The organism is Candidatus Melainabacteria bacterium, assembly GCA_016193285.1.
In the GTDB taxonomy this organism is placed as follows: domain Bacteria; phylum Cyanobacteriota; class Vampirovibrionia; order 2-02-FULL-35-15; family 2-02-FULL-35-15; genus JACPSL01.
Genome location: JACPSL010000004.1, coordinates 18,971 through 40,080 on the forward strand (window position 1 = coordinate 18,971; position 21,110 = coordinate 40,080).

General features: G+C 32.2%; 22 protein-coding genes. 10 read left to right on the forward strand and 12 right to left on the reverse strand.

The annotated features are described in order from the left end of the window. Positions 1-18 precede the first annotated feature (18 nt). Complete coding sequence (locus tag HYY52_00695) at positions 19-624, forward strand: hypothetical protein (GenBank protein ID MBI2995216.1); 606 nt, start codon at positions 19-21, stop codon at positions 622-624. Here HYY52_00695 and HYY52_00700 read toward each other — a convergent pair. Both HYY52_00700 and HYY52_00705 read right to left on the reverse strand, forming a co-directional pair. Further along, complete coding sequence (locus tag HYY52_00700) at positions 593-1,873, reverse strand: hypothetical protein (protein ID MBI2995217.1); 1,281 nt, start codon at positions 1,871-1,873, stop codon at positions 593-595. The genes HYY52_00695 and HYY52_00700 overlap by 32 nt on opposite strands. A gap of 16 nt (positions 1,874-1,889) precedes the next feature. Continuing rightward, on the reverse strand, positions 1,890-3,047 hold the full coding sequence (locus tag HYY52_00705; protein MBI2995218.1) for a thiolase family protein: 1,158 nt from the start codon (positions 3,045-3,047) through the stop codon (positions 1,890-1,892). Positions 3,048-3,127: 80 nt separating this feature from the next. Here HYY52_00705 and HYY52_00710 point away from each other — a divergent pair, with 80 nt between their 5' ends. Beyond that, a complete protein-coding gene (locus tag HYY52_00710) occupies positions 3,128-3,322 on the forward strand; it encodes a hypothetical protein (GenBank protein MBI2995219.1) in 195 nt (64 codons plus the stop codon). Position 3,323: 1 nt separating this feature from the next. Here the strand turns inward: HYY52_00710 and rlmD are convergent, their stop codons facing one another. Next, the gene (gene rlmD / locus HYY52_00715) at positions 3,324-4,700 is read right to left on the reverse strand and encodes a 23S rRNA (uracil(1939)-C(5))-methyltransferase RlmD (GenBank protein ID MBI2995220.1); all 1,377 of its coding nucleotides are present in this window, start codon (positions 4,698-4,700) and stop codon (positions 3,324-3,326) included. 36 nt (positions 4,701-4,736) lie between these two features. Here rlmD and HYY52_00720 point away from each other — a divergent pair, with 36 nt between their 5' ends. From HYY52_00720 to HYY52_00730, 3 genes are all read left to right on the forward strand, one after another. Next, entirely contained in the window at positions 4,737-5,525 is a 789-nt protein-coding gene (locus tag HYY52_00720) for an SDR family oxidoreductase (GenBank protein MBI2995221.1), read from the forward strand. Positions 5,526-5,655: 130 nt separating this feature from the next. Beyond that, positions 5,656-7,650 carry a hypothetical protein gene (locus HYY52_00725; protein MBI2995222.1) on the forward strand — a complete coding sequence of 665 codons (1,995 nt, stop codon included), beginning with the start codon at positions 5,656-5,658 and terminating at the stop codon, positions 7,648-7,650. Between the two features lie 119 nt (positions 7,651-7,769). Then, complete coding sequence (locus HYY52_00730; protein MBI2995223.1) at positions 7,770-8,579, forward strand: DUF3800 domain-containing protein; 810 nt, start codon at positions 7,770-7,772, stop codon at positions 8,577-8,579. A gap of 211 nt (positions 8,580-8,790) precedes the next feature. On the opposite strand, the gene HYY52_00735 is transcribed toward HYY52_00730, so the two are convergent. Both HYY52_00735 and HYY52_00740 read right to left on the reverse strand, forming a co-directional pair. After that, positions 8,791-9,618, reverse strand: a complete 828-nt coding sequence (locus HYY52_00735) for a hypothetical protein (GenBank protein MBI2995224.1) — start codon at positions 9,616-9,618, stop codon at positions 8,791-8,793. A gap of 128 nt (positions 9,619-9,746) precedes the next feature. Further along, a complete protein-coding gene (locus tag HYY52_00740; GenBank protein ID MBI2995225.1) occupies positions 9,747-10,070 on the reverse strand; it encodes a lipoprotein in 324 nt (107 codons plus the stop codon). 107 nt (positions 10,071-10,177) lie between these two features. Between HYY52_00740 and HYY52_00745 the strand changes: the two genes are divergently transcribed. Further along, on the forward strand, positions 10,178-11,473 hold the full coding sequence (locus HYY52_00745; GenBank protein MBI2995226.1) for a TolC family protein: 1,296 nt from the start codon (positions 10,178-10,180) through the stop codon (positions 11,471-11,473). 2 nt (positions 11,474-11,475) lie between these two features. Here the strand turns inward: HYY52_00745 and HYY52_00750 are convergent, their stop codons facing one another. The 6 genes from HYY52_00750 to HYY52_00775 form a co-directional block, all read right to left on the reverse strand. After that, on the reverse strand, positions 11,476-13,080 hold the full coding sequence (locus tag HYY52_00750) for an AAA family ATPase (protein MBI2995227.1): 1,605 nt from the start codon (positions 13,078-13,080) through the stop codon (positions 11,476-11,478). 8 nt (positions 13,081-13,088) lie between these two features. Beyond that, a complete protein-coding gene (locus HYY52_00755; GenBank protein ID MBI2995228.1) occupies positions 13,089-14,093 on the reverse strand; it encodes a 4Fe-4S dicluster domain-containing protein in 1,005 nt (334 codons plus the stop codon). Next, positions 14,090-15,379, reverse strand: coding sequence for a PLP-dependent transferase (locus tag HYY52_00760; GenBank protein ID MBI2995229.1), 1,290 nt, complete (start codon positions 15,377-15,379; stop codon positions 14,090-14,092). The genes HYY52_00755 and HYY52_00760 overlap by 4 nt, the downstream gene beginning before the upstream one ends. A 14-nt stretch (positions 15,380-15,393) precedes the next feature. Further along, a complete protein-coding gene (locus HYY52_00765; GenBank protein MBI2995230.1) occupies positions 15,394-15,756 on the reverse strand; it encodes a type II toxin-antitoxin system PemK/MazF family toxin in 363 nt (120 codons plus the stop codon). Next, positions 15,749-15,979 carry a hypothetical protein gene (locus HYY52_00770; protein MBI2995231.1) on the reverse strand — a complete coding sequence of 77 codons (231 nt, stop codon included), beginning with the start codon at positions 15,977-15,979 and terminating at the stop codon, positions 15,749-15,751. The genes HYY52_00765 and HYY52_00770 overlap by 8 nt, the downstream gene beginning before the upstream one ends. Before the next feature lie 362 nt (positions 15,980-16,341). Next, positions 16,342-17,265 (reverse strand): hypothetical protein, encoded by a 924-nt coding sequence (locus HYY52_00775; GenBank protein MBI2995232.1) that lies wholly within the window; start codon positions 17,263-17,265, stop codon positions 16,342-16,344. A 117-nt stretch (positions 17,266-17,382) separates the two neighbouring features. On the opposite strand from HYY52_00775, the gene HYY52_00780 reads away from it, so the two are divergent. The 4 genes from HYY52_00780 (at position 17,383) to speE (ending at position 20,691) form a co-directional block, all read left to right on the forward strand. After that, a complete protein-coding gene (locus HYY52_00780; protein ID MBI2995233.1) occupies positions 17,383-18,375 on the forward strand; it encodes a KpsF/GutQ family sugar-phosphate isomerase in 993 nt (330 codons plus the stop codon). A 152-nt stretch (positions 18,376-18,527) separates the two neighbouring features. After that, on the forward strand, positions 18,528-19,157 hold the full coding sequence (locus HYY52_00785) for a phosphoribosylglycinamide formyltransferase (GenBank protein ID MBI2995234.1): 630 nt from the start codon (positions 18,528-18,530) through the stop codon (positions 19,155-19,157). Positions 19,158-19,165: 8 nt separating this feature from the next. Continuing rightward, a complete protein-coding gene (gene dcd, locus HYY52_00790) occupies positions 19,166-19,783 on the forward strand; it encodes a dCTP deaminase (GenBank protein ID MBI2995235.1) in 618 nt (205 codons plus the stop codon). 53 nt (positions 19,784-19,836) lie between these two features. Continuing rightward, positions 19,837-20,691 carry a polyamine aminopropyltransferase gene (gene speE, locus HYY52_00795; protein MBI2995236.1) on the forward strand — a complete coding sequence of 285 codons (855 nt, stop codon included), beginning with the start codon at positions 19,837-19,839 and terminating at the stop codon, positions 20,689-20,691. Positions 20,692-20,757: 66 nt separating this feature from the next. On the opposite strand, the gene HYY52_00800 is transcribed toward speE, so the two are convergent. After that, on the reverse strand, positions 20,758-21,110 hold a 353-nt coding region (locus HYY52_00800), incomplete at its 5' end, for a hypothetical protein (protein ID MBI2995237.1).

Here is a 21,110-nt window from a genome sequence, read left to right on the forward strand (position 1 = left end):
TGTAGAGTTTACAAATCCATGAATAATACACAGTTTAAATCAGGAACTTATAAAAATCAGTACAAATACAAAAGTTTTAGTCCTTTTCTAATAAATAAACCTTTCAATTGGCAGGATAAAAAAATAAATACTTTGCTTGAAGAAGCAATCAGATATCTTGGAGAATTAAATGCATATTCAAATCTAATACCAGACATAGACTTTTTTATAAAAATGCATATCATAAAAGAAGCCAATACTTCAAGCAGAATAGAAGGTACAAAAACCAATCTTGATGAAGTCATTCTTCTAAAAGAAGAAATAGACCCGGAAAAAAGAGATGACTGGACAGAGGTTCAGAATTACATAAAAGCAATGAACTTTGCAATAGCCAAACTCAAGGAACTACCTTTGTCAATGCGTCTTATAAAAGAAACACATGAAAAATTATTATCCGGTGTAAGAGGAAAATATAAAAATCCGGGTGAAATACGCAAGAGCCAGAACTGGATAGGTGGTTCAAATCTACAAGATGCTTTTTTTATTCCACCAAGCTCAGATGAGCTGTGTCAATATAAAAGATATTATGAATTGTTTAAAGCTAAAACCAGTTCTAGTGAACTGGCCTTAGTTGAAAATCACTAGATCCTTTTTCTCTTATTTGATCTACTATATTTTTACATTCTGCAGGATGTAAATTCCTAGACTCCTTAGTTCCATCTGAGTAAATTATTTCTACTTCTAAAAAGTGATCACTGTTAAGGTGATGAAAACTATCGTGTAATCTCATTAATGTTTCTTTGCTAATACTTCCATTAGTAAATCTTTTTGCTATCGTTTTTGTGCTTGGGAATTCTTTTTCATATTCAAATCCTAATTCATCAAGCAGTGGGCAAGATAGTTTCGTAATTACTTTATCTGGCCTATGACTTCCATCAGTAATTTCTTTATTGTCATTAGGTTTATTACTTTCTACTTGACTATCACCCATAGTGCATAATCTTTGCCTTAGCTCATCTGCTCCAAGATTTAGTTCTCTAACTGCCCTTATCTTATTTAAATCTGCTAACATTGCACCCAAAAGTTGATCAAGTGAGCTAAAAGGGAATTGAGATTTCTCTTTGTACTTTTGAGCAATTAAATCATTTATTTCATCTTCACTCAATGGTTGAGGTTCTTTTGAAGACACTACTATAGTGCCAGCATGCATCTGGCTATTTAAAGTTCTCTGACTTGTTACTTCTTGATTAGCCAAGGGAGGTTGACTAGGAACTGCTGTTGGTTTTTTAAAGTATTCAGCTTGTGAAGCAACATACTGAGCAGCAACCCTTTTAAGTTCATCTACCCACTGATTTAAAGTTTTATCTTTATAGATAATTAAGTCTTGGTTAGTCAAAACCTTTCCAGTGAAAAACTTAATGCTAGTCCCAAATTCTTCAAAATGAATTCTTAGACTGTGGCCACTAGTTAATTTCTCTGCGATTTTCCTAGCTTCAGATAAAACATGATTTCTCTCATCCTTTCTTATTTCTAAAGTTCTTAACAGAACTCTTCCCAATTCACTATTAATGTTTGGGTTGTTTCTAAGGAATGAGGCAAGTATAAGAACTCTTTTATAAAGAAGCCCTTCTTTTATGAATTCTAGCCCGTCAAGTACTTTATTGTTTACTAATATTTGACCATCTCTGAATTTTACTTTAGCTTTGTTACAATCTAAACGATTTCTCCTGAAAAAAGATTTAAATTTTTCTACTTCATCTATTGCTTTATTATCATCATGCTGCCCTATATAATCACCTATTCTAGAAAGAAATCCTTTGATTTCTAGAACCATCTTTTGAACTTCAGGGTTCATAGGTGGTATAGTTGAAAAGTTCATTCTTGATATGTGCATATTAATCTATTTTAACTTAAACTCTTTCAATAATAGCAGCAATTCCTTGTCCAAATCCAATACACAGACTTGAAATGCCTCTTTTTAAATTTCTTCTTTCTAATTCGTAAAGTAATGTGGTTAAGAGCCTTGCACCACTACAACCAAGTGGATGACCAAGAGCAATTGCACCACCATTAACATTAATTTTTTTTAAGTCTAGTTTTAATTCTATTTGAGCAGCTAAAACAACTGATGCAAAAGCTTCATTGATTTCAAAAAGATCAATATCTTTAATTTCAAGGCCTGCTCTTTTTAAAACTTTTGGAATTGCATAAATTGGCCCTGTTAATTGAAGCTCAACTTCAGTTCCAACTACTGCAAAATCAATAAACTTTGCTCTTGGTTTTAAGTTATGTTTTTTAATTGCATTTTCACTTGCAAGAAGAAGTGCAGAAGCACCATCACTTACTTGGCTTGAATTACCAGCTGTAATTACACCATCTAGTTTAAAAGCTGGCTTTAGTGTCCCCATCTTTTCAACAGTTGTATCTGATCTTATTCCTTCATCTTTTGATACTAAACCTTTTGGTGTTTGAACAGGAACAATTTCTTTATCAAATATTTTTGTATCTCTAGCTCTTGCTGCCTTCATGTGACTCCCGTATGAAAATTCATCAAGTTCTTTCCTGCTTAATTTCCACTTCTCTGCCATAAGTTCACCTGAGATTCCCATTGGATTTGCTTTATAGTTTTTTAAAAAACTTTCTGGTAAAGTTACATTGTTTTTTCCAGGAAGTGGTAAGCCATCAGAACCAATAGGAACTTTACCCATGCATTCAACACCACCAGCAATAACCAAGTCATATGCTCCAGACATAACTGCTTGAGCACCAAAATGAACAGCTTGCTCACCTGAACCACACATTCTATTTAACTGAACTCCAGGAACAGTTATATCTAAAGAAGTAATGGCAATCAACCTTGCAATGTTTAAACCTTGCTCAGCAAGCGGACTAACACAACCGTAAATTAAATCTTCTATATCTGTTGGTTTTAAATTATTTCTTTTTAAAAGTTCTTTTGCAGGTACTCCGCCAAGATCTACCGGATGAACTTCTGAAAAGGCCGAATCTTCTTTCCCTCTACCTATTGGTGTCCTAATTGCATCAACTATATATGCATTTTGAAACATCTTTAAGTCTCCTATATGAAAAGATTACCAGATTTGGTGTCTTTTGGCACAAACTACTTAGATAAAAGTCTAAGTTAAACATGCTTACTTTTTTAATACCAAAGAAGACAAAAGAAAAAACATATGAACCACCACATCCAAATGAAATTAGAAAGATTCTTAAAAAAATGACTCATTGTCCTCATTGTCATTTTTTAATCTTTGATAATTATTGGTCGAAGGATATTGAAAACCCTAATGTAAAACTTTGCCCAACATGTGGTTGTAAAATATAATTTACCTTTCTAATAATGCTACACACTCTATATGATATGAATGTGGAAACATATCAATTGGTTGAATTAAATTGATTTGAAAATCATTATTTAAAATTTCTAGATCCCTTACAAGGGTAGATGGATTACAAGACACACAAATAATTTTTTTTACATTAGAATTAATTATATTTTCTAGAATTTTTTTATTGCAACCTATGCGTGGCGGATCTAAAATAATTATTTCTGGTTTTTCTTCTTCTATTACATCCTTTATCTTATTTTCAACCCTTCCAGGAATAAAAAAAACATTTTTTATATTGTTTTTCTCTGCACTAAATATTGCATCATCAACTGATTGTTTTATTTCTTCTATTCCAATAATTTTTTTTGCATATTTTGCCAGTGACAGTGATATTAAACCCACGCCACAATAGGCATCCAGAATATTTCCACCATCAATCATATTTTTAATAACATCTAATAATTTTATTGTTTGATTTGTATTAGTTTGAAAAAAACTTGTAGCTGATATTTTAAATTTAAGGCTGTTGATTTCTTCGAAAATATATCCTCTGCCTTTTAAGACAATTGTCTTTTCACCATAAATTACATTTGTAGTTTTCTTATTGATATTTATACAAACCCCAGCAAGCTCAGGATGTTTATTCATTATCTCTTTTGCAAATTCTTTTAAATGTGGGAATTTTTCACTTACTGCAACAAGTGTAAGAAGTGCTTCATTGGTATTAAATCCAATACGAATGCATATATGTTTTAACCATCCTTGTTTTGTTTTGCCATTATATGAAATAATTCTATACTTAGTAGCAAGTTCTCTAATTGTTTCAACTATCCTGTCAAAAAGACTATGTTGAATAGGACAATATTTTACATTTACAAGATCTCTTGTATGCCACTCAAAGTAACCAGCTTTTAATCTTCTAGAGACGCTCCAGTGGGGCGTCTCTACTGGATACTGAACTTTATTTCTATAATTCCATGGTGTATCAGCACTAGTTGTATTTTTTAAAACCTCTTCCTTTAAATTTAATTTTAAAAATAAATTTTTTAACAATAAATCTTTTTGCTCAAGTTGTTTCTCATATGGTAAATGTTGCCATTGACACCCACCACAAACTTTAAATAATTTACATAGCGGCTCTATTCTATAATTTGGATCTGATTCTTTTATTTCAATTATTTTTGCTCTAGCATAATTTGATCTTAGAGTTGTAATTTCTGCTTTTACTTTATCGCCTGGTGCACCACGATCTACAAAAATTACAAAATCTTTGTATCTAGCTAAAGCAGAATTGTCATAAGCCATTGAGTCGATTTTAAGATCAATGATTTCACTTGCTTGCACTGGAGCAGTTTGTAAAACACTCTTTGCCATTTTTCCTTCTTTGTCTCCTAATGATACAATACCACTATGTTTTCTATTGACTTTAAAAATAAAGTAGTAGTAGTAACAGGTGCAAGTCAAGGTATTGGTAAAGCAATTGCAGAGGTTTTCTATGAAAATGGTGCTATTGTAATTTTACTTTCGAGAAACGAAAACAAATTAAAAGAAAATATAAAACGTTTAACGGCTGTAGGGGCAAGTTGTCAACCTGCCCAATATTACGTTTTAGATGTCTCTAATCCTGATCAAGTTAAAAAAATATTTAAAGAAATTGGGCATATTGAGGTGCTTATAAATAATGCTGGGATTTATTTTACTTCTAGCATAGCCGACATGGATACTAAAAAATGGAAAGAGCTTCTTGAAACAAATTTAAATGGTGCAATGTATTGTACAAAAGCAACATTACCAGAAATGATAAGGAAGAAATACGGGAGAATAATTAATATTTCTTCTATAAGCGGGAAATTGGGTGATGCATACTCAAGTGCTTATGTAGCATCTAAATTTGGCCTTATTGGTTTTACTCAATCTCTTGCACAAGAAATCGCAAAAGAAAACATTACAGCAAATTGCATATGTCCAGGCTGGACTGAAACTAAAATGGCTGAAAATATTGTTCATGATGAAAATTATGCAAAGTTACTTAATATTCCAAAAGAAGAATTAAAAACTAGTTGTTTAAGTGCAGTCCCGATTGGAAGATATGTTCACCCAAAAGAAGTTGCTTATCTTGCTTTATATCTTGCTAGTGATTATGCAAGTGCTATTACAGGCCAAGCTATAAACATTTGTGGTGGTCTTTGTATGCATTAGAGATAACCCTGAACACTTTTACAATAGTACTAAAAAAAATATAAATGGGTAAAACTATCTTAGCTAGATGAAAATTAGTAAAAAATTAGCATTGTTTTTATCTTTTTTGTTATTAGTACAAAGTACTCATATGTCTTTGGCCAAAAGAGAGAAGCTTTCACTTTTAATTGAACCACTAGTTATAAATGGTAGCGTTGTAGATAGAGAAAGGAATGTACTAGTAATAAAAAATGCAAAAGATTTAAATCTTAGCGAGACTGTAAGTATAAAACCTTCAAAGAAAACGTTAGCTGGTGGCAAAGCAACAAGTTTAAAAGGCTCTTTTAATGAAGATGGTTCTTTGCAAATAGATTTAGCAAAGCTTGGGCCACCTAATCTTTTGCCAAGTGGAAAATATACAATCATTGCAACAAGTAATTCAAAAAAAATAAAAGGACTAGTAAAATTTAAAGCTCCAAGATTAGTTATTGGCAGGATGCAAATCCCTATATCTAAAAAAAGAGCTGAAAAACTTAAAAGAATTTATAAAAATCAGGAGACTATTGAAGGTGAAGAAAGTATTCCAAAAGTAACTGTTGCTGTATATAGCATAGATGATTTACAAAATCCAATTAATAGTTTTGCAACTTCAGTAGATGGAGAAGTTACAGAAATAAATGGAGAAACATTTATTGAATACGACAATATAATAACTGAAGTGCCACCTGAAGGAACAGGTTCTGAATTTGTAGTTAAAGCACTTACAAATGATGTAGAAGGACCTACTGGTGAAACAGATTTAGTTTTAACAAGCTTAGTATCAATAGATGATGAGAACGAAGGAAGCAATGTTACTAATATTGGAGATATTGATATTGCTTCTCATGGTGCCACAGTAATTACAGCAGCTGCAAGTGATTACCTTGAAGACCAAAATGTAAATTTTTCACCCTCTGAAATATATGAAGCAATATTAAATGCAACACAAGAAATATTACAACTTTCTAATCTCTTAGCTGAACAACAAAGTTTCTTATCAACATTTCTCCAAGTACATGTAAACGATATAACTAATGCAATCATTGCTAGTCAGTCTAATGTACAGCCTCAAGAAGCTGTTAGTAATGCACTAGAAATTAGTTGGAGAGCTCCTTCTACTAGTAGCTTACCAATTGAACAAGTTGCTCAAGATTTTTCCAAACAACCTATTAACACTCATGCTGCACTACTTACAGATCCAAGTGAATTACCTGCTCCAATTCCAATAGAGTTACAAGCAGAAGCTTTTAATGATGCTGGTGCAATTGTAGGTGCTGCTAGTAATATTAACGAACAAGAAATAATTAACGAAGTGAAAGAAAATGGCACCTTACCAGTACTTTCATTAGATTCTAATATAGTAGGAGACGTGCTAACAAATTTAGAGAGCTATGCTAGTTCCAATGCGGAATTTAATATTGGAGAAGTAACAATTCCACCAGGTGTAACAGCTGACTGGCAGGAACTATCGAAGGCACTTCCTTCAACCAGTACCAGAATCCATGTTGCTTCAGGAGGTATTTTAGAAGGAGCTAGTAGTTCAGGAGGTGTTCCAGTAGTTGCAGAAGCAGGTGCAGTTATAGATAGCACAATAGAAGCTACTGCTGCAACAGAAACATATGATGGCACTTCCTTAGTGGGATTAATACCACCAAGAAATGGAAAGTTTGGATTAGTTCCTTCATCATTTGCAGAGGCGGTAACCCACGCTAGTAATCTAGGGATTTTTGTTGGGGAAGGTGATTTTGCCAACATCCAAGGAACTTTATTTGTATTGGATCCAGTTGAATCCGAGTTATCTGAACCTACTACTTTTTTACCGTCATTTGATCCTGTTCAACAATCTAGTGAACTAGCTGAGCTCTTTCAAAATAATTCCACTAGTGATATCACAGACAACGCAGTAATTATAGCTAATGAATTCTTCCAAGAAGAAACACAACTCCCACAAACAGTTTTAGACATAACACAACAAGAAATTGATAATTCAACCAGTAGTTTTACACAACCTACTCGTGGAACAATTGAAGCTTCTGAAATAATAGAAGCTTATGGCGGATCAATTTATACATTGGTAGGAGAACAAGAGCCAGAACCTCTTCAATAAGACTAAATCTTCGGATAAGAATCAAAAAAGTTTACACCAACGTCTTTTTGTTTGAGTAAAGCATAAATAAACGTAAATCCTCAAAAGGTTTTCATATCTGCTTTATAATTAACTGAATCATGGTACAAAAAGTAAAAGAAGGAAAAGTATCCTTTTTTGTAGATGAATCTGGTGACGCGGTTTTCTTTAACAAATATGGGAAACTAATCGTTGGTCAAGAAGGTTGCTCTAAGATACTGCTCATAGGTTTTATTGAAACTACTAAACCTAGTCTAATTAGATGCTCAATAACAAATCTTTTGGAAGAAATAAAAAAAGATAGCTATCTTTCTATGTTTTGCTCTTTTAAAGAGACTATTAATAAAGGCTTTCATGCAAAAGATGACCGTCCAGAAATAAGAGAGCGGATGTTTAAATTAATAAAAGGACTGGATTTTAGATGTCAAATAATAATTGCCAGGAAAAATAAAGATAGATTTTTAAATAATAGATTTGAAGGTAAACCAGACAAGTTTTATGATTATCTCGTAACCAGGCTTTTTGAAAGAAGCTTACATAGATATACTGAAAATGACATATTTTTTAGCAAAAGAGGTTCTTCTGAAAGATTAGATCATTTAAGACATGCCATTAATCTTGCTGTTAGTAGCTTTAATCAAAAATGGAATGTCGAAAGCCAAGCTAAAATAAAAGTAACAATTCAAAAATCCTCACAGGAACCGTGCTTGCAAATTATTGATTATATGAACTGGGCAATTTATAGGGCTATTACAACAAATGATTATAATTACCTTGAGTTTATAAAAGAAAAATATAGTTTAATTTGGGATATCTTTGATTCAAAAAATGCTGGAAAAGAAAACGGCTGGAAAAATATTTACACAAAAGATAAAAATCCTTTTCATCCACAAAAGATGAGCCCCTTATAGCTAGGATTAACTGAATAATCTCAAGGCATGAAGCCTGCTTTCACTATAAGGGGCTCTAAAACATTTATTGTAGACGAAGTATACACTTAAAGTATACCCACATTACATTAATCTTAATTTAAACGCATAATTTTAGCTTATTTTGCAGTAAAAATACAATGCAGACTTTACATCCTTAGTTTAAATCGTAAATTATCCTCCATAAGGGTATTCAATTTATAGGATAAAAATCTCTTGGAGATGAATCTTGGCCTAATTTCTTCATTACTGAACTAGCACCATAAGCTAAGAACACTGTTGTTATGAGCTTGTCAACATCTCCATCTAGTTGCTTATATAAAGTCATTAACTCTGGGTTTTGTTCTAGCTCTTCATCTAAAACTCTTAAGATTCTTAGTTTGTCAGAGGTGGGTATTATTTGTTCTGCAAAAGTATTTAGGGTCCATATGATTTCTTTTAATCTTAATAACATTTTATTTCTATCTGTAGGAAGGTCTTCAGAAAAAATTTGCCTGAGCCTATCTAAAAACTGTGTTTTTTGTTCTTTAGTTGTTTTATCCCCAACAATTTTTATAATTTCTCCAAGAAGTCTTTCAAATGGAATTTCTTTTCTCAGTGAGTCATCTCTTATCACATCAGCCAGATAGTTCTTATACTGTTGAATGTCACCTGTTAACATTACTTCAAGAGGAGGGATAACAGATTCTTCCATTTGCTGCCTTACTTGTTCTAAAAAATTCCAAGCTGTAGCCAATTGTAGTGCTGGATCTTCATGTTGAGGTACATGACTCTCTATAAAAGCAGGTAATTGATCTAATACTCCTATGCGCTCCTGCAAAGCTTGGAAAACTGATGAATAAACTTGAGCTTTTTTATCCTCATCAGGTGGCAATAAGTCTTTTATCTCAGGTGTGGCTTCTAATACTTCTCTCACGGTACTTTCACTAACCGGCCCTTTAAAGAGCTTACTTACAAGGTCGCTTGAAGTTACATACCAGCATTTATGAGCTATTGATTTTATTTGAAAAGATGTTGTCATAAGGATTTTGGCTTTGATGAATTATAACTTACACATAGCAAATTAAGCATTTATCTGTCAATGGTTAGGGACTAACTTAACTATGATTTAATAATTAAGCTAATTCTTCTTTCCCTTCAAATTTACTTTCAACCCAACCGTAAAGAGTTGGTAGAACTATTAATTATTTGGTTTGGCTCAACGAAAACTTCTAAAATTTTTCCTTTTACTGGAGATGCAATATAAAAAGTTTTACTTGGAATAGATTTTACTATGCCATTATATCGAAGGTGAAAATTAACCTTTTTAATTTCAGCAGGCTCAACCATAATTCCAATGTTTTTTATTGCCTCACTAGATATGTTTACAATATTGTTTGTATCTTTTCTTCTTATAATCTGACTTTTATCTTTACTAAAGGAGCAGCTGCTTAAAAGAAAAATTAATACTAAAAAAACTAAAGTTTTTCTCATGGTTGTAAGTATTAAATACCCAGCTCATATTATTACATAAACACCTAGATGTAATAAGAATCAAAAAGGTTTACACCAACGTCCTTTTGTAAGGACAAGAAAAATTTATGCTTACTAAAAAAAATTGTTTTTACTTATTGATAATATCAGCATTATTATTTTTTCAGTTTTTAAATTGTAATGCAAAAGATGTGCAAGATAATTTTATCCAATTAAAAGACAATGAACCACAAGGTAAAATTTCACTAAAAAAAGCTTTAGAGATTGCAAATGAAAATAATCCAAAAGTGCAGGCAATAGTTGCAACATTACCAGTAGCAGAAGCAAAATTAATCATTGCAAAATATATTCCCAATCCAGTCATTGGTGCAAATACAGAGCTTGTAAAAAGCGGATCAACTCATCCTGGTCAACTTGGTCAAACTTTTGAACTTGGTAGAAAACGTTATTGGAGAATTCAAATTGCAAAAGGTGAGATCTCAAAAACAGAACTTGAAATTGCAAAAGTTTTATGGGAAACTCGTGCTAAAACACACATTGCTTATGCAAATTTATCCATATCAGAAAATTTGTTTAACTTAGCTAGTGGCAGACGTGATTTTTATAAATCACTTCTTGAAATTTCTGAAAAAAGATATCAAGCAGGAAGTGCATCTGGACTAGATGTAGACAGAACAAATATTGAGTTATTAAGTGCAGAAAATGACTTAGATGAAACTAACAAAAAATTAAAAAGAGCTAAAGTTGACTTTAAAGGGATTCTTGGCCAGAAGCAAGATACTGAACTAGAAGTAGAAGGACCAGAATCCCTAAAACCAAAAATTTTTACTAAGGATTATAAACCATTAAAAAAGGTTATAGAAGAAGCAACTGAAAAAAGACTAGAGGCAGCAATTTTAGAAAAAGACTTTGGAATTACAAGAGCAAAATTAAAAAAAGCAAGGTGGGAAAGAGTACCTAATTTATATATTGAAGGTGGACCTGCAAAACCAAGCTTCCGTGACAGTGTCTGGGGTCCGTATTTTGGAACTCAGTTTGAAGTTCCTTTATTTAACAGAAAACAAGGCGAGATCAAAGAAGCTAAAGCACAAATAGAATATCTTGCTAAAGAAAGAAAAAGAATAGAAAATGAAATCAATATGGAAGTTAAAGGTGCCCTTGTGGATTTAGAATTAAGTGAAACCCAAATAGAAAGATTTGAAAGCAAGCTTTTAACCAGTTCAGAGAACATATTAGAAGCAATTAAAAAAGGATATGAGATTGGAAGACTAACACTAACTGATGTATTAAATGCTGAACAAAAAAACAGGGACTTAAGACAAAAATATTTAGAGAATCTGCTTAATTATCAAATTGCACTTGCAAGTTTAGAATATGCTGTTGGTGTTCCTATATTAGAATAAAATTATGTGACATCCCCTGGCTTTGGTGGTGGAAAGATTCTTACTCTCCTAGCTGGTTCTTGGCCAATACTTAAACTGTCTAGTTTGTATTCTTCAATTAATTCATGCTGAAGTTTTCTGATTTGTGTACTTCTTGGAGTTAAGTCAATAGCCTTATCTGTATCCATTACAGTATTTATTGCTTTATGAACTTCTTCAAGAGCAGTATCTTTATCTTGTTCAAATTTGCTTTGGAAATTTTTACCTGTAATAAAATCGTTAATAAGATCAGGGAATAAATCCTTAAGAGCACTTTGAATATCTTCAATTGTATTTGTTTTAACTACATACAGTGGAATCTTGTGTTCTTTAGAAAGTTCTATAATTTTTGCTCCTTGTCTTGCATAATTTTTTAAAGCTAGGATTGCATGTGCCTCATCAAGGGATTTACAAATATTTGCTGGTAGTTCTAAGTTTTGAATAACTCTTTCTAGTTGCCCTCTACTTACTGCATATGGATAAATATTTATAATTTCTTTTAAAAGTTTTGTCTCTGTTTGTGAAATTGAAATTTGCCCTTGAGAAGTAATTGTTTCTTTACCAGTAATTATTTCTACCTTACCCGTTAGTCGATCTAATTTTCTTACTTCTGGGAATAAAGCTCTGCCTCTAAGCAAGCTATCTACAGCAGAAGCAACATCTTTATGAACTGCCAGTCTTTCGTGATCTAATATTTCAATTGTAATTTCAAAGGTAGGTTCATTAGCTCTTTCTAAAATTGTTTTTTGTGTTCCTCTTCTTCTTGCTTCTTCATCACCAAGAGTAACTGTTTGGATTCCACCTACTAAGTCACACAAAGTAGGATTTTTTAAAAGATTTTCAAGTGCATTTCCATGCGCAGTCCCAATTAATTGAACACCTCTTTCAGCAATTGTCCTTGCAGCATGAGCTTCAAGTTCTGTTCCAATTTCATCAATAATAATTACTTCAGGAGTATGATTTTCAACAGCTTCTATCATTACTGCATGTTGAAGTTCTGGTCTTGCAACCTGCATCCTTCTTGATCTTCCAATCCCATGATGAGGAATATCACCATCTCCTGCAACTTCATTAGATGTATCTATTACAATTACTCTTTTATTTAAATCATCTGCAAGTACACGTGCCATCTCACGTAGTCTTGTCGTCTTACCTATACCAGGAGGGCCTAAAAGTAAAATAGATTTTTTTGATTCTACATAATCCCGGATAATATCAATAGTTCCTGTTATTGTTCTTCCAACCCTGCATGTTAAGCCAATTATTTCTCCACTACGATTTCTTACACAACTAATTCTGTGTAAAGTTCTTTCAATACCAGCTCTATTGTCTGAGGTAAAATCTCCAACCCTGTTTACTGCATAATTTATATCTCCTAAAGTTACTGGTTCATTTTCTATATCAATTCTTTTCCCATCAAAAAATCTAGCTTCAGGCAGACGTCCATAATCCATTACAACTTCAATTAAACTATTTAAATCATAATTTTCTAATGACTTCCTGATTTTATCCGGAAGAATATTTAAAAGTAAAGGTAAGTCTTGAGCAGGAACAAATTCTTGATTATCTTTTTCTTTTGTATTTTTCATTTGCATTTCTAGTTTACTGAATTAACTAACGATCTTGCAATGTTAACAGCACTCTTTAATTTTTCTTTGTCTTCTAAATCATTTAAATACGGCATCAATAATTTTCTTGCATAAGATCCTATTGCTACACCATTAATTTTAATTCCAAGTTTAATTGTTTGTTTAAAAGAATGCTCGTCAGTACCACCAGCAATTTGTAAGTAGACTGGGAGATTTTCTTCCTGAATTACTTTAGCAACGTACATGTAAGATTTGTCATTATTATTCCCATTTTTCCTTAGATGCCCACTCATAGGGGTTCCATCACATTGTAAGATAATATTCTTTCCAGCTAGTTTATAACATAAATTTGCAGCATATTTAATTTCTTCAGAAGACAAGAGTCCACTGCCGATTGAAAACGACAGTAGAGGCATGCGACCGCATGCCTCAATGGCACGAACCACCTCCTCCCAAATCTCTTTTATCTTTTCAATATTTTTACCAAAGTGAAATTCTATTCCTGTAATACCAAGTGAAATCATTTCTTTTAAAGTTTCTTTTGGAGTTGGTTTAGTGTCGATCATTTTTAGAGCAGAAGCATGACAATGAGATGGACATTCTCCACATCCAAAGCACCTCTCAACAAGGTATACAAGTTCGCCGATTCGTCGATTCGCCGATTCGCCGTTTCTATTCTCAATCCTAAAGGCCTCAGTTGGACAAATCCTTACACAAGCACCACAAACATCACATAAATTATAGTCAATTTCTATTTTGCGAAAATGTGGATCTTGATCTAATTGTATACTTGCCATTAATAAAGGGGGGCTGAGTGCTGAGTGCTGAGTGCTGAGTGCTTTTTTTATCCCGTGTCTTGCTGCAAAAATTACATCTGCTTTTGGTGCAAGATCTATTACATGTGCTCCTGCAAGTGTAAAAACAAATGCAAGATTTTCAATCATTTTTGTATCTGTAAAACTTGCTCCGCAAACCAATTTAAAAAATTTTTTTTGTTCAATCGCATTTTTCATTTTTCATTTCCTGGTACGTTTAATGCATAACCTGGAGGACATGGTGCATTTATTTCACATTCATATTCGATGTTTTTGTTTTTTTGGAACCCTAACATAAATGCTTCACGAGGAGATAATTTTAAATTATTGATTTGTGGTTTAATTATTGATTTTTCTGTAGGGACGTTGCGCGCAACGTCTCTACAACACGATATTTCATTGATTGCATTAATTAATTTATCTTTTATTTCCTCATTAAAATTCATTCCAATTGAAATTAAAAAACCAATATCATTTGCGCTTTCTATTTCTATGGAATGATTATTATAAAGATGATATGCAAAATCTATTCCTGACATTTTATTTGGTTTTATATACACCTTAAAAGGATCTTGATTTTTAAATATTTCTATTTCTGGAATTTGCTTTAAAGAGATTGTAAAAAGAGTTAATGGTTTTCTTATCTTATTAAAAAGTAGGGACGTTGCATGCAACGTCCCTACAAGATATTTTCTTGTAAGTTCTAAAGAAAGTAAAAGTATAAAAGACGGACTAGTTGAACTAACAAGCTCTAAAGACCTTTTAATATCGCGGTAAGAAAAAAAATTATTATTAATTAAATGCAAAACTCCTGTCTGGGTGAGACTCCCAAGTGATTTATGCCATGATTGAATTACAAGGTCAGCACCTAGCGAAATTGCCGACGTACGCAAAAAAAATAAATGTGCTCCATGTGCTTCATCTACAACTAATGGAATATTTTTTATGTGGCAATTTTGTGCGATTAACTCTACATCTGAGATTACGCCTTCATATGTCGGAGATACAATAACACAACCAGCAATATCATTATGTTTTGATGTGATCTCAAACAATTTGTTTGGATCAACTTTTGAAAAAATACCCCACTTATCTAGAAACTCTACATCTAACCAGACAGGTTCAAGTCCAGCTAAAATCACACCATTAATTATTGATTTGTGAACATTTCTTGCAAGAATAACTTTCTTGCCAAATTTATTTAATGCAACCATACTAGCAATTAATCCAATACTTGCACCACTAGTTAAATAAAACGAGTGTTCTACATTGAAGAAATTGGCAGTAATCTTTTCAGATTGGAATATTGGATTGTCTTCACCGTGAGTATCATAACCACTAACTTCAGAGATATCTAAGTTATAAAGTTCTTTAGGAAGAATATCATTGTTTGAAACTCCACCATGAAACGGAACATGCATGCGAATTGGATTTTTAGAAAGGTAGTCTTCGAGGGTGTTTAGGATGGGGGTTTCATTTTTCATAACAAGAAATTCTATTATCTCTTTACCTGAAAACTAAGTAAGAGTGCATCTTCTGCTTCTTTTATTTTTTCATCTGAAATTTTCCCTAGCTTTTTAATAAATCTTATTATATCTGTTGTTTTTATCTGATTGAACAAAGCCATTGATTTATTTTTAAGACCACCTTCTCCTTTTTCAAAAGTTACGGCAAATGGCCAATTTTCTTTTACTGTACTTGTTATTGGTGCCACCATTGTAGTCCTTAAAACTTCATTAATTAAATCACTTTGCATAACAAGGCATGGTCTTGTCTTTTTTATTTCTTTGCCAAGAGTAGGATCAAGATTTACAACCCAAATCTCACCACGTTTTGGTTTTTTAGCTGAGTGATTAATCATCTATGTCATCAGCCAGTGTTACATCCCAGTCTTTAAGTTCTTTCCACAGCTCATTACACTTATTCATTTCACAGGCAGCTTGTTTAAGTTTTTTTATTTCTTCTTCTTCTTTTGCTTTTCTAATAGCTTCTGTAACAAATGCAGCCTGGTTTCCCTTTTCCTGAAGAAAAAGAATTATATCTATAGGTAATGTAAATGTAGCTTTTTTTGTGGAATGATTCATATTGATACCTTATATATTAACAATACTAATATACCATATTTATAGTATTGTTAAACTTGAAAGAGCAGTTAAGACCAGTAGAATGGGGGTCAGATCCATGGATCTGACCCCTACTTGTTTCTTACTCTAGAACTGCTTGAAGAATTTGTACTTTGAGTTTGTCCTTCAACACCATTAGCTAAGAAGATAAAAGAGAAATAAAAACTAAAAATAGAAAATAAACAAAGTGAGGAAAAAATAAACCTAAATATATTATTTCTTTTCAATGTTTAATCCTTAAACCACAGTCCAGTATACTCTTCTATAGTTGCTAGATTTGAATTAGTAAGATTCCTAAAAATACTATTATAATCTCCTAAGACTTAAGTAACTAAAGAAGATAATGTTGTAGTAAAAATTCTATCCTTTACCTCATTTGGAAGGTGAGAACAATTTTTAGTGATTATTGATGTTGCAAGACTTCTATCTGTGTCTAATCCAATTAGAACATCAGGCAGATGTAAAAATCCGCATATAAAGAGCAAGTTCTTTTTATCATTACTTTTAAGTTCTCTAACGATTGATTGTGTGCTTACCTCTGTTATATAAGTACCCATCTTATCTCTTAATGCAACAAAAGAGTTATATCTGATTTGTGCTTCTTGTAAGTTAGTAGCAAGGAGGTCATTAAATTTATGTGCTGCTGTAATTAATTCTTCAGCAGAAGTTTGACCAGACTGAGCCCGATTCATACTTTCACAAGCATTTCTTATTCCTTGCCCACCTTGGTATGTTGATACAACCATATAAACCAACATTCCTAAAATATCATCTCTATTAAATGATGGTTTACTTAATGCTCCTTCTCCAATGAGTTTACTTATAACTTCCCAAGATAAAAAATTTTTAAATGGGTCTGTTGTAGATATTCCATAATATTGTGAAAGAATTATCGCAACTTTTCTCACATCCCATACATCAGTTGGCTTATATGATTGACTTAAACCTTCAATAAAAAAACCATGGTTTTTAGCTTGTGCCTTTAAAAGAAGAGCTTGTAAGTCATAGTAGTTCTGAAATAAATCTACTGCATACGGATCTCTATGGGTATCACATAAAACAAATACTTCTTTATTATTTATTTTGATAGGTCCTATAAGCCTTGATACTCCATATGAATCTGGACGTAAAAGTTTTGTTTTTCCCTTCCCTGTTGCAAATAGATTTTTGATTTCTAAGTCTAAGCTGTCTTTGCGAAAGACCCCTATAGGTGCACTATTTGTGTTATCTACTTCTCTTGGTTTCATATTAGATTTGCTGAATGTATTCTCAAGCAGTATTTATTGTAACAGTATTAATACACCGGTAATATTTCAAACAACTTTCTCTGAAAAGACAATTATATCTGGTGTATCATAATATATATGCAAATAGCAACAATATCAAAACACCTTCAAGAAGCCCTTCTTGTGCTTGAAATAGAAAGCCAGGCAATTAAAGATTTAATTTTGGATCTTGAAAGGAATCAAGCTAAGGAGTTTGAAAAAGCAATTGATATTTTACTTTCTTGTAAAGGAAGAATTGTTGTAACAGGAATTGGAAAATCTGGTCATATTGGAAGTAAGATTGCAGCTACTCTTGCAAGTACTGGTTCACCAGCATTTTTTGTTCATCCTGCAGAGCTAGCACATGGTGATTTTGGTATGCTTACTCCTTCTGATGTTATGCTTGCACTCTCATTTAGTGGTGAAACAGATGAATTAAAAAAGATTTTAATACCAATTAAAAGACTTGGAATTAAGTTAATTTCTATTACAGGAAATGAAGGTTCTACGCTAGCACAAAACAGTAATGTCTCTTTAATTATAAAAGTACAAAAAGAAGCATGTCCGTTGAACCTTGCACCTACAGCAAGTACAACTGCAATGCTTGCTTTAGGAGATGCATTAGCAATTTCACTAATGCAAGCAAAAGGCATTACTAAAGAAGATTTTGCAAAATCTCATCCTGGAGGTTCTCTTGGCAAAAAATTAATTAAAGTTAGTGATGTAATGAGATTACAAAATGAGATCCCAATGATTAAAGAAGAAACTCTTTTTTACCAAGTTCTTGGAGAAATAAATAATAAAAGATTGGGATTTACTACTGTAGTAAATATGAATAAACAATTACTAGGCACAATTACTGATGGAGATATTCGTAGAACTTATTTAAAATATAAAGATAAGGTAGAGAAGAAAAGTGCAAAAGAAATTATGACGACAAATCCAAAGACAATAACAATAAATGAACTAGCAGTAAGTGCTTTAAGATTAATGGAAGATTATAGAATCTCTGATTTAATTGTTTTAAATGATTTTGGAATCCCAATAGGCATAGTCGATTTAAAAGATCTTTTAAAAGCAGGAATTATATAAATGTAAGGGTAAATCTTGCGTTTGCCCAAAGGAGGGAAAAATGAGAAAGACAAAACAAAAAAAAGGTAACATTTCTAAAAAACAAGCAGCAAAATTAAAAGATCTAGTTCTGCATATAATTACAAAAGAAATTAGCAGTTAAATTATTTAAGATGGCTGATAAAAAGAAAAAACTTGCTGTTTTAGTCTCAGGTTCAGGTACTAATTTACAAGCAATAATAAATGCAGTTAAGAGTGGTGAATTAGAAGATACTAAAATCTCTATAGTAATTTCAAATAAACAGGATGCTTATGCTTTAAAACGTGCAGAGAATGAAAACATTGAAAATATTTTCTTAAATCCAAAAGATTTTAAAACTAATATAGCTTTTGACAAAAAATTAGTAGAAATAATTAGTAGCTATGAAATAGATTTAATTGTTTTAGCTGGTTATACAAAAATTCTTACAGAAGTTTTTGTAAATGCATTTCCTAAGAAAATTATTAATATACATCCTGCTTTACTCCCAGATTTTGGTGGTAAAGGAATGTACGGGAAATATGTCCATGAAGCAGTTTTAAAAAGTAGGGTTAAACAAAGTGGATGTACAGTACATTTTGTTACAAGTGATGTTGATGCTGGCCCAATTATTCTTCAAAAAAAAGTACCAGTATTAGATAGTGACACTGCTGAAACTTTGTCACATAGAATATTAGAAGAAGAACATAAATTGTTGGTTGAGGCAATTAGAAAGATTTTGTTTGAATGTAGAGACGCGGTTAACCGCGTCTCTACTATATAATATTGAATATGCCCTTCTTGATTTTAATAATAATTTTAATTTCTTTTGCAATATATTTCTTATTTTTCTCAAGTGGAAATCTTGTTGACTGGCAATTAAAACTTTATTTAAGACTTGGATTTTTAAAGATTGAGAATTATAAAGAAGACTCAATACAACCAAATAGTTTAGATGTTCATCTAGGAAACCATTATGCAATTCAAATGAATGATGGAGATTTTGAAGAAATTATAACTGGTGATTTTATATTAAAGCCTGGTGATTTTGTTTTAGCTACTACACAAGAATATTTTTATTTTGGACCTACATTACATGGTGTTCTTCAGGGAAAATCAAGTTGGGCTAGAGTTGGATTATATGTTGAATCAGCAGGACTTTTTGATTCAGGTTTTGAAGGTGTTGCAGTTGTAGAACTTACAAATCAAGGTAAAGCACCTTTAATATTAAGAGCTGGACAACCAATAGCTCAGATGATATTTCAAAGGAATTTACCTGTTTGGAAATCATATAAGCAAAAAGGGCATTATTTAGGACAAAAAAATGCTAAACAAACATGCATGAAGAATGTAATTGAAAAAACAAAACAAAAAACTTTCCTTAAATTAAATACAAAATTGGAAAATTAGAAATTTCTCTGCTACAATTTTTAAAAACTTATATTTATTGTTAAGGAGTGAACATGATAAAAGATGGTTGGTTTTTTGAAGATGATATGCCATTTGGTGTTGCACTTCAGATAAAAGGATCTTTGTATTCATCAAAAAGCAAATATCAAAAAATAGATGTATTAGATTCATATTCAATGGGAAATGTTATGCTCTTGGATGATAAATTAATGCTTACTGAAAAAGATGAGTTTTATTACCATGAGACAATAGCTCATTCATCTCTCTCAATTCATCCTTGTCCTAAAAGAGTTATGGTAATTGGTGGTGGTGACGGTGGCACAGTAAGAGAAATATTAAAGTATAAAACTATTGAAGAAGTTGAGCTAGTAGAAATAGATGAAGAAGTAATAAATATTTCTAAAAAATATTTTTCTCAAGTAGCATGTGAGTTAACTAATCCTAAACTAAAAATAAAAGTTAATGATGCAGTAGAATATGTAAAAAATACAAAAGAAAATTTTTATGATGTTATTTTATGTGATTCTACTGATCCACAAGGATTTGCAGCAGGTTTAATTAGTAAAAAGTTTTATAAAAATGCAGGTAGGAGTCTTAAAGAAGATGGGATTTATATCTGTCAAAGTGGTTCACTTATAATTCAAGAAAATGAATTTAAAACCAGCTTAGAAAATATGAGAACAGCTTTTAAGTATGTAGATGTAGTAGTGTCAATAGTACCCAGTTACCCAGGATGCTTGTGGTCTTTTTTAATAGCATCAAACAAACCAGTAGATAAAAAAGTTAAAAATCTTCCATCTGGAAAAACTAAATTTTGGAATGAAGAAATGCATGAAAAGTTATTTACAAAACCCGCTTGGTTAAAAGAAAAATATTTTACTTTCACTTCGTTACAAAGTATTTCATAAATTTAAAAAGCCTTTCAAGATTATTTGAAAAGCTTTTTTAGATTATAAGATTTTAACTAACCACCTTTAAGGAGAAGGTGGTGGTGGCGGTGGTGGAGGGGGTGGTGGAAGTGGTGGTGGTTGGAAACCCCCATCAGGCGGAGGTTGGAAGTTACCACCTGGTGGAGGTTGGAAACTACCTGGAGGAGGTAGTTGCCCACCGGGAGGTGGAAATTGACCTCCTGAAGTATTAGGTCCAAAACCGCCAGGACCAAATTGACCTCCTGAAGTATTAGGTCCAAAACCGCCAGGACCGAATTGACCTCCTGAAGTATTAGGTCCAAAACCGCCAGGACCAAATTGACCTCCTGAAGTATTAGGTCCAAAACCGCCAGGACCGAATTGACCTCCTGAAGTATTAGGTCCAAAACCGCCAGGAC

Bases quoted from the DNA above. Each gene is read 5' to 3' on its own strand.
- HYY52_00695 (MBI2995216.1), top strand. From the start codon at position 19: ATGAATAATACACAGTTTAAATCAGGAACTTATAAAAATCAGTACAAA.
- HYY52_00700 (MBI2995217.1), bottom strand. From the start codon at position 1,873: ATGCACATATCAAGAATGAACTTTTCAACTATACCACCTATGAACCCT.
- HYY52_00705 (MBI2995218.1), bottom strand. From the start codon at position 3,047: ATGTTTCAAAATGCATATATAGTTGATGCAATTAGGACACCAATAGGT.
- HYY52_00710 (MBI2995219.1), top strand. From the start codon at position 3,128: ATGCTTACTTTTTTAATACCAAAGAAGACAAAAGAAAAAACATATGAA.
- rlmD (MBI2995220.1), bottom strand. From the start codon at position 4,700: ATGGCAAAGAGTGTTTTACAAACTGCTCCAGTGCAAGCAAGTGAAATC.
- HYY52_00720 (MBI2995221.1), top strand. From the start codon at position 4,737: ATGTTTTCTATTGACTTTAAAAATAAAGTAGTAGTAGTAACAGGTGCA.
- HYY52_00725 (MBI2995222.1), top strand. From the start codon at position 5,656: ATGTCTTTGGCCAAAAGAGAGAAGCTTTCACTTTTAATTGAACCACTA.
- HYY52_00730 (MBI2995223.1), top strand. From the start codon at position 7,770: ATGGTACAAAAAGTAAAAGAAGGAAAAGTATCCTTTTTTGTAGATGAA.
- HYY52_00735 (MBI2995224.1), bottom strand. From the start codon at position 9,618: ATGACAACATCTTTTCAAATAAAATCAATAGCTCATAAATGCTGGTAT.
- HYY52_00740 (MBI2995225.1), bottom strand. From the start codon at position 10,070: ATGAGAAAAACTTTAGTTTTTTTAGTATTAATTTTTCTTTTAAGCAGC.
- HYY52_00745 (MBI2995226.1), top strand. From the start codon at position 10,178: ATGCTTACTAAAAAAAATTGTTTTTACTTATTGATAATATCAGCATTA.
- HYY52_00750 (MBI2995227.1), bottom strand. From the start codon at position 13,080: ATGAAAAATACAAAAGAAAAAGATAATCAAGAATTTGTTCCTGCTCAA.
- HYY52_00755 (MBI2995228.1), bottom strand. From the start codon at position 14,093: ATGAAAAATGCGATTGAACAAAAAAAATTTTTTAAATTGGTTTGCGGA.
- HYY52_00760 (MBI2995229.1), bottom strand. From the start codon at position 15,379: ATGAAAAATGAAACCCCCATCCTAAACACCCTCGAAGACTACCTTTCT.
- HYY52_00765 (MBI2995230.1), bottom strand. From the start codon at position 15,756: ATGATTAATCACTCAGCTAAAAAACCAAAACGTGGTGAGATTTGGGTT.
- HYY52_00770 (MBI2995231.1), bottom strand. From the start codon at position 15,979: ATGAATCATTCCACAAAAAAAGCTACATTTACATTACCTATAGATATA.
- HYY52_00775 (MBI2995232.1), bottom strand. From the start codon at position 17,265: ATGAAACCAAGAGAAGTAGATAACACAAATAGTGCACCTATAGGGGTC.
- HYY52_00780 (MBI2995233.1), top strand. From the start codon at position 17,383: ATGCAAATAGCAACAATATCAAAACACCTTCAAGAAGCCCTTCTTGTG.
- HYY52_00785 (MBI2995234.1), top strand. From the start codon at position 18,528: ATGGCTGATAAAAAGAAAAAACTTGCTGTTTTAGTCTCAGGTTCAGGT.
- dcd (MBI2995235.1), top strand. From the start codon at position 19,166: ATGCCCTTCTTGATTTTAATAATAATTTTAATTTCTTTTGCAATATAT.
- speE (MBI2995236.1), top strand. From the start codon at position 19,837: ATGATAAAAGATGGTTGGTTTTTTGAAGATGATATGCCATTTGGTGTT.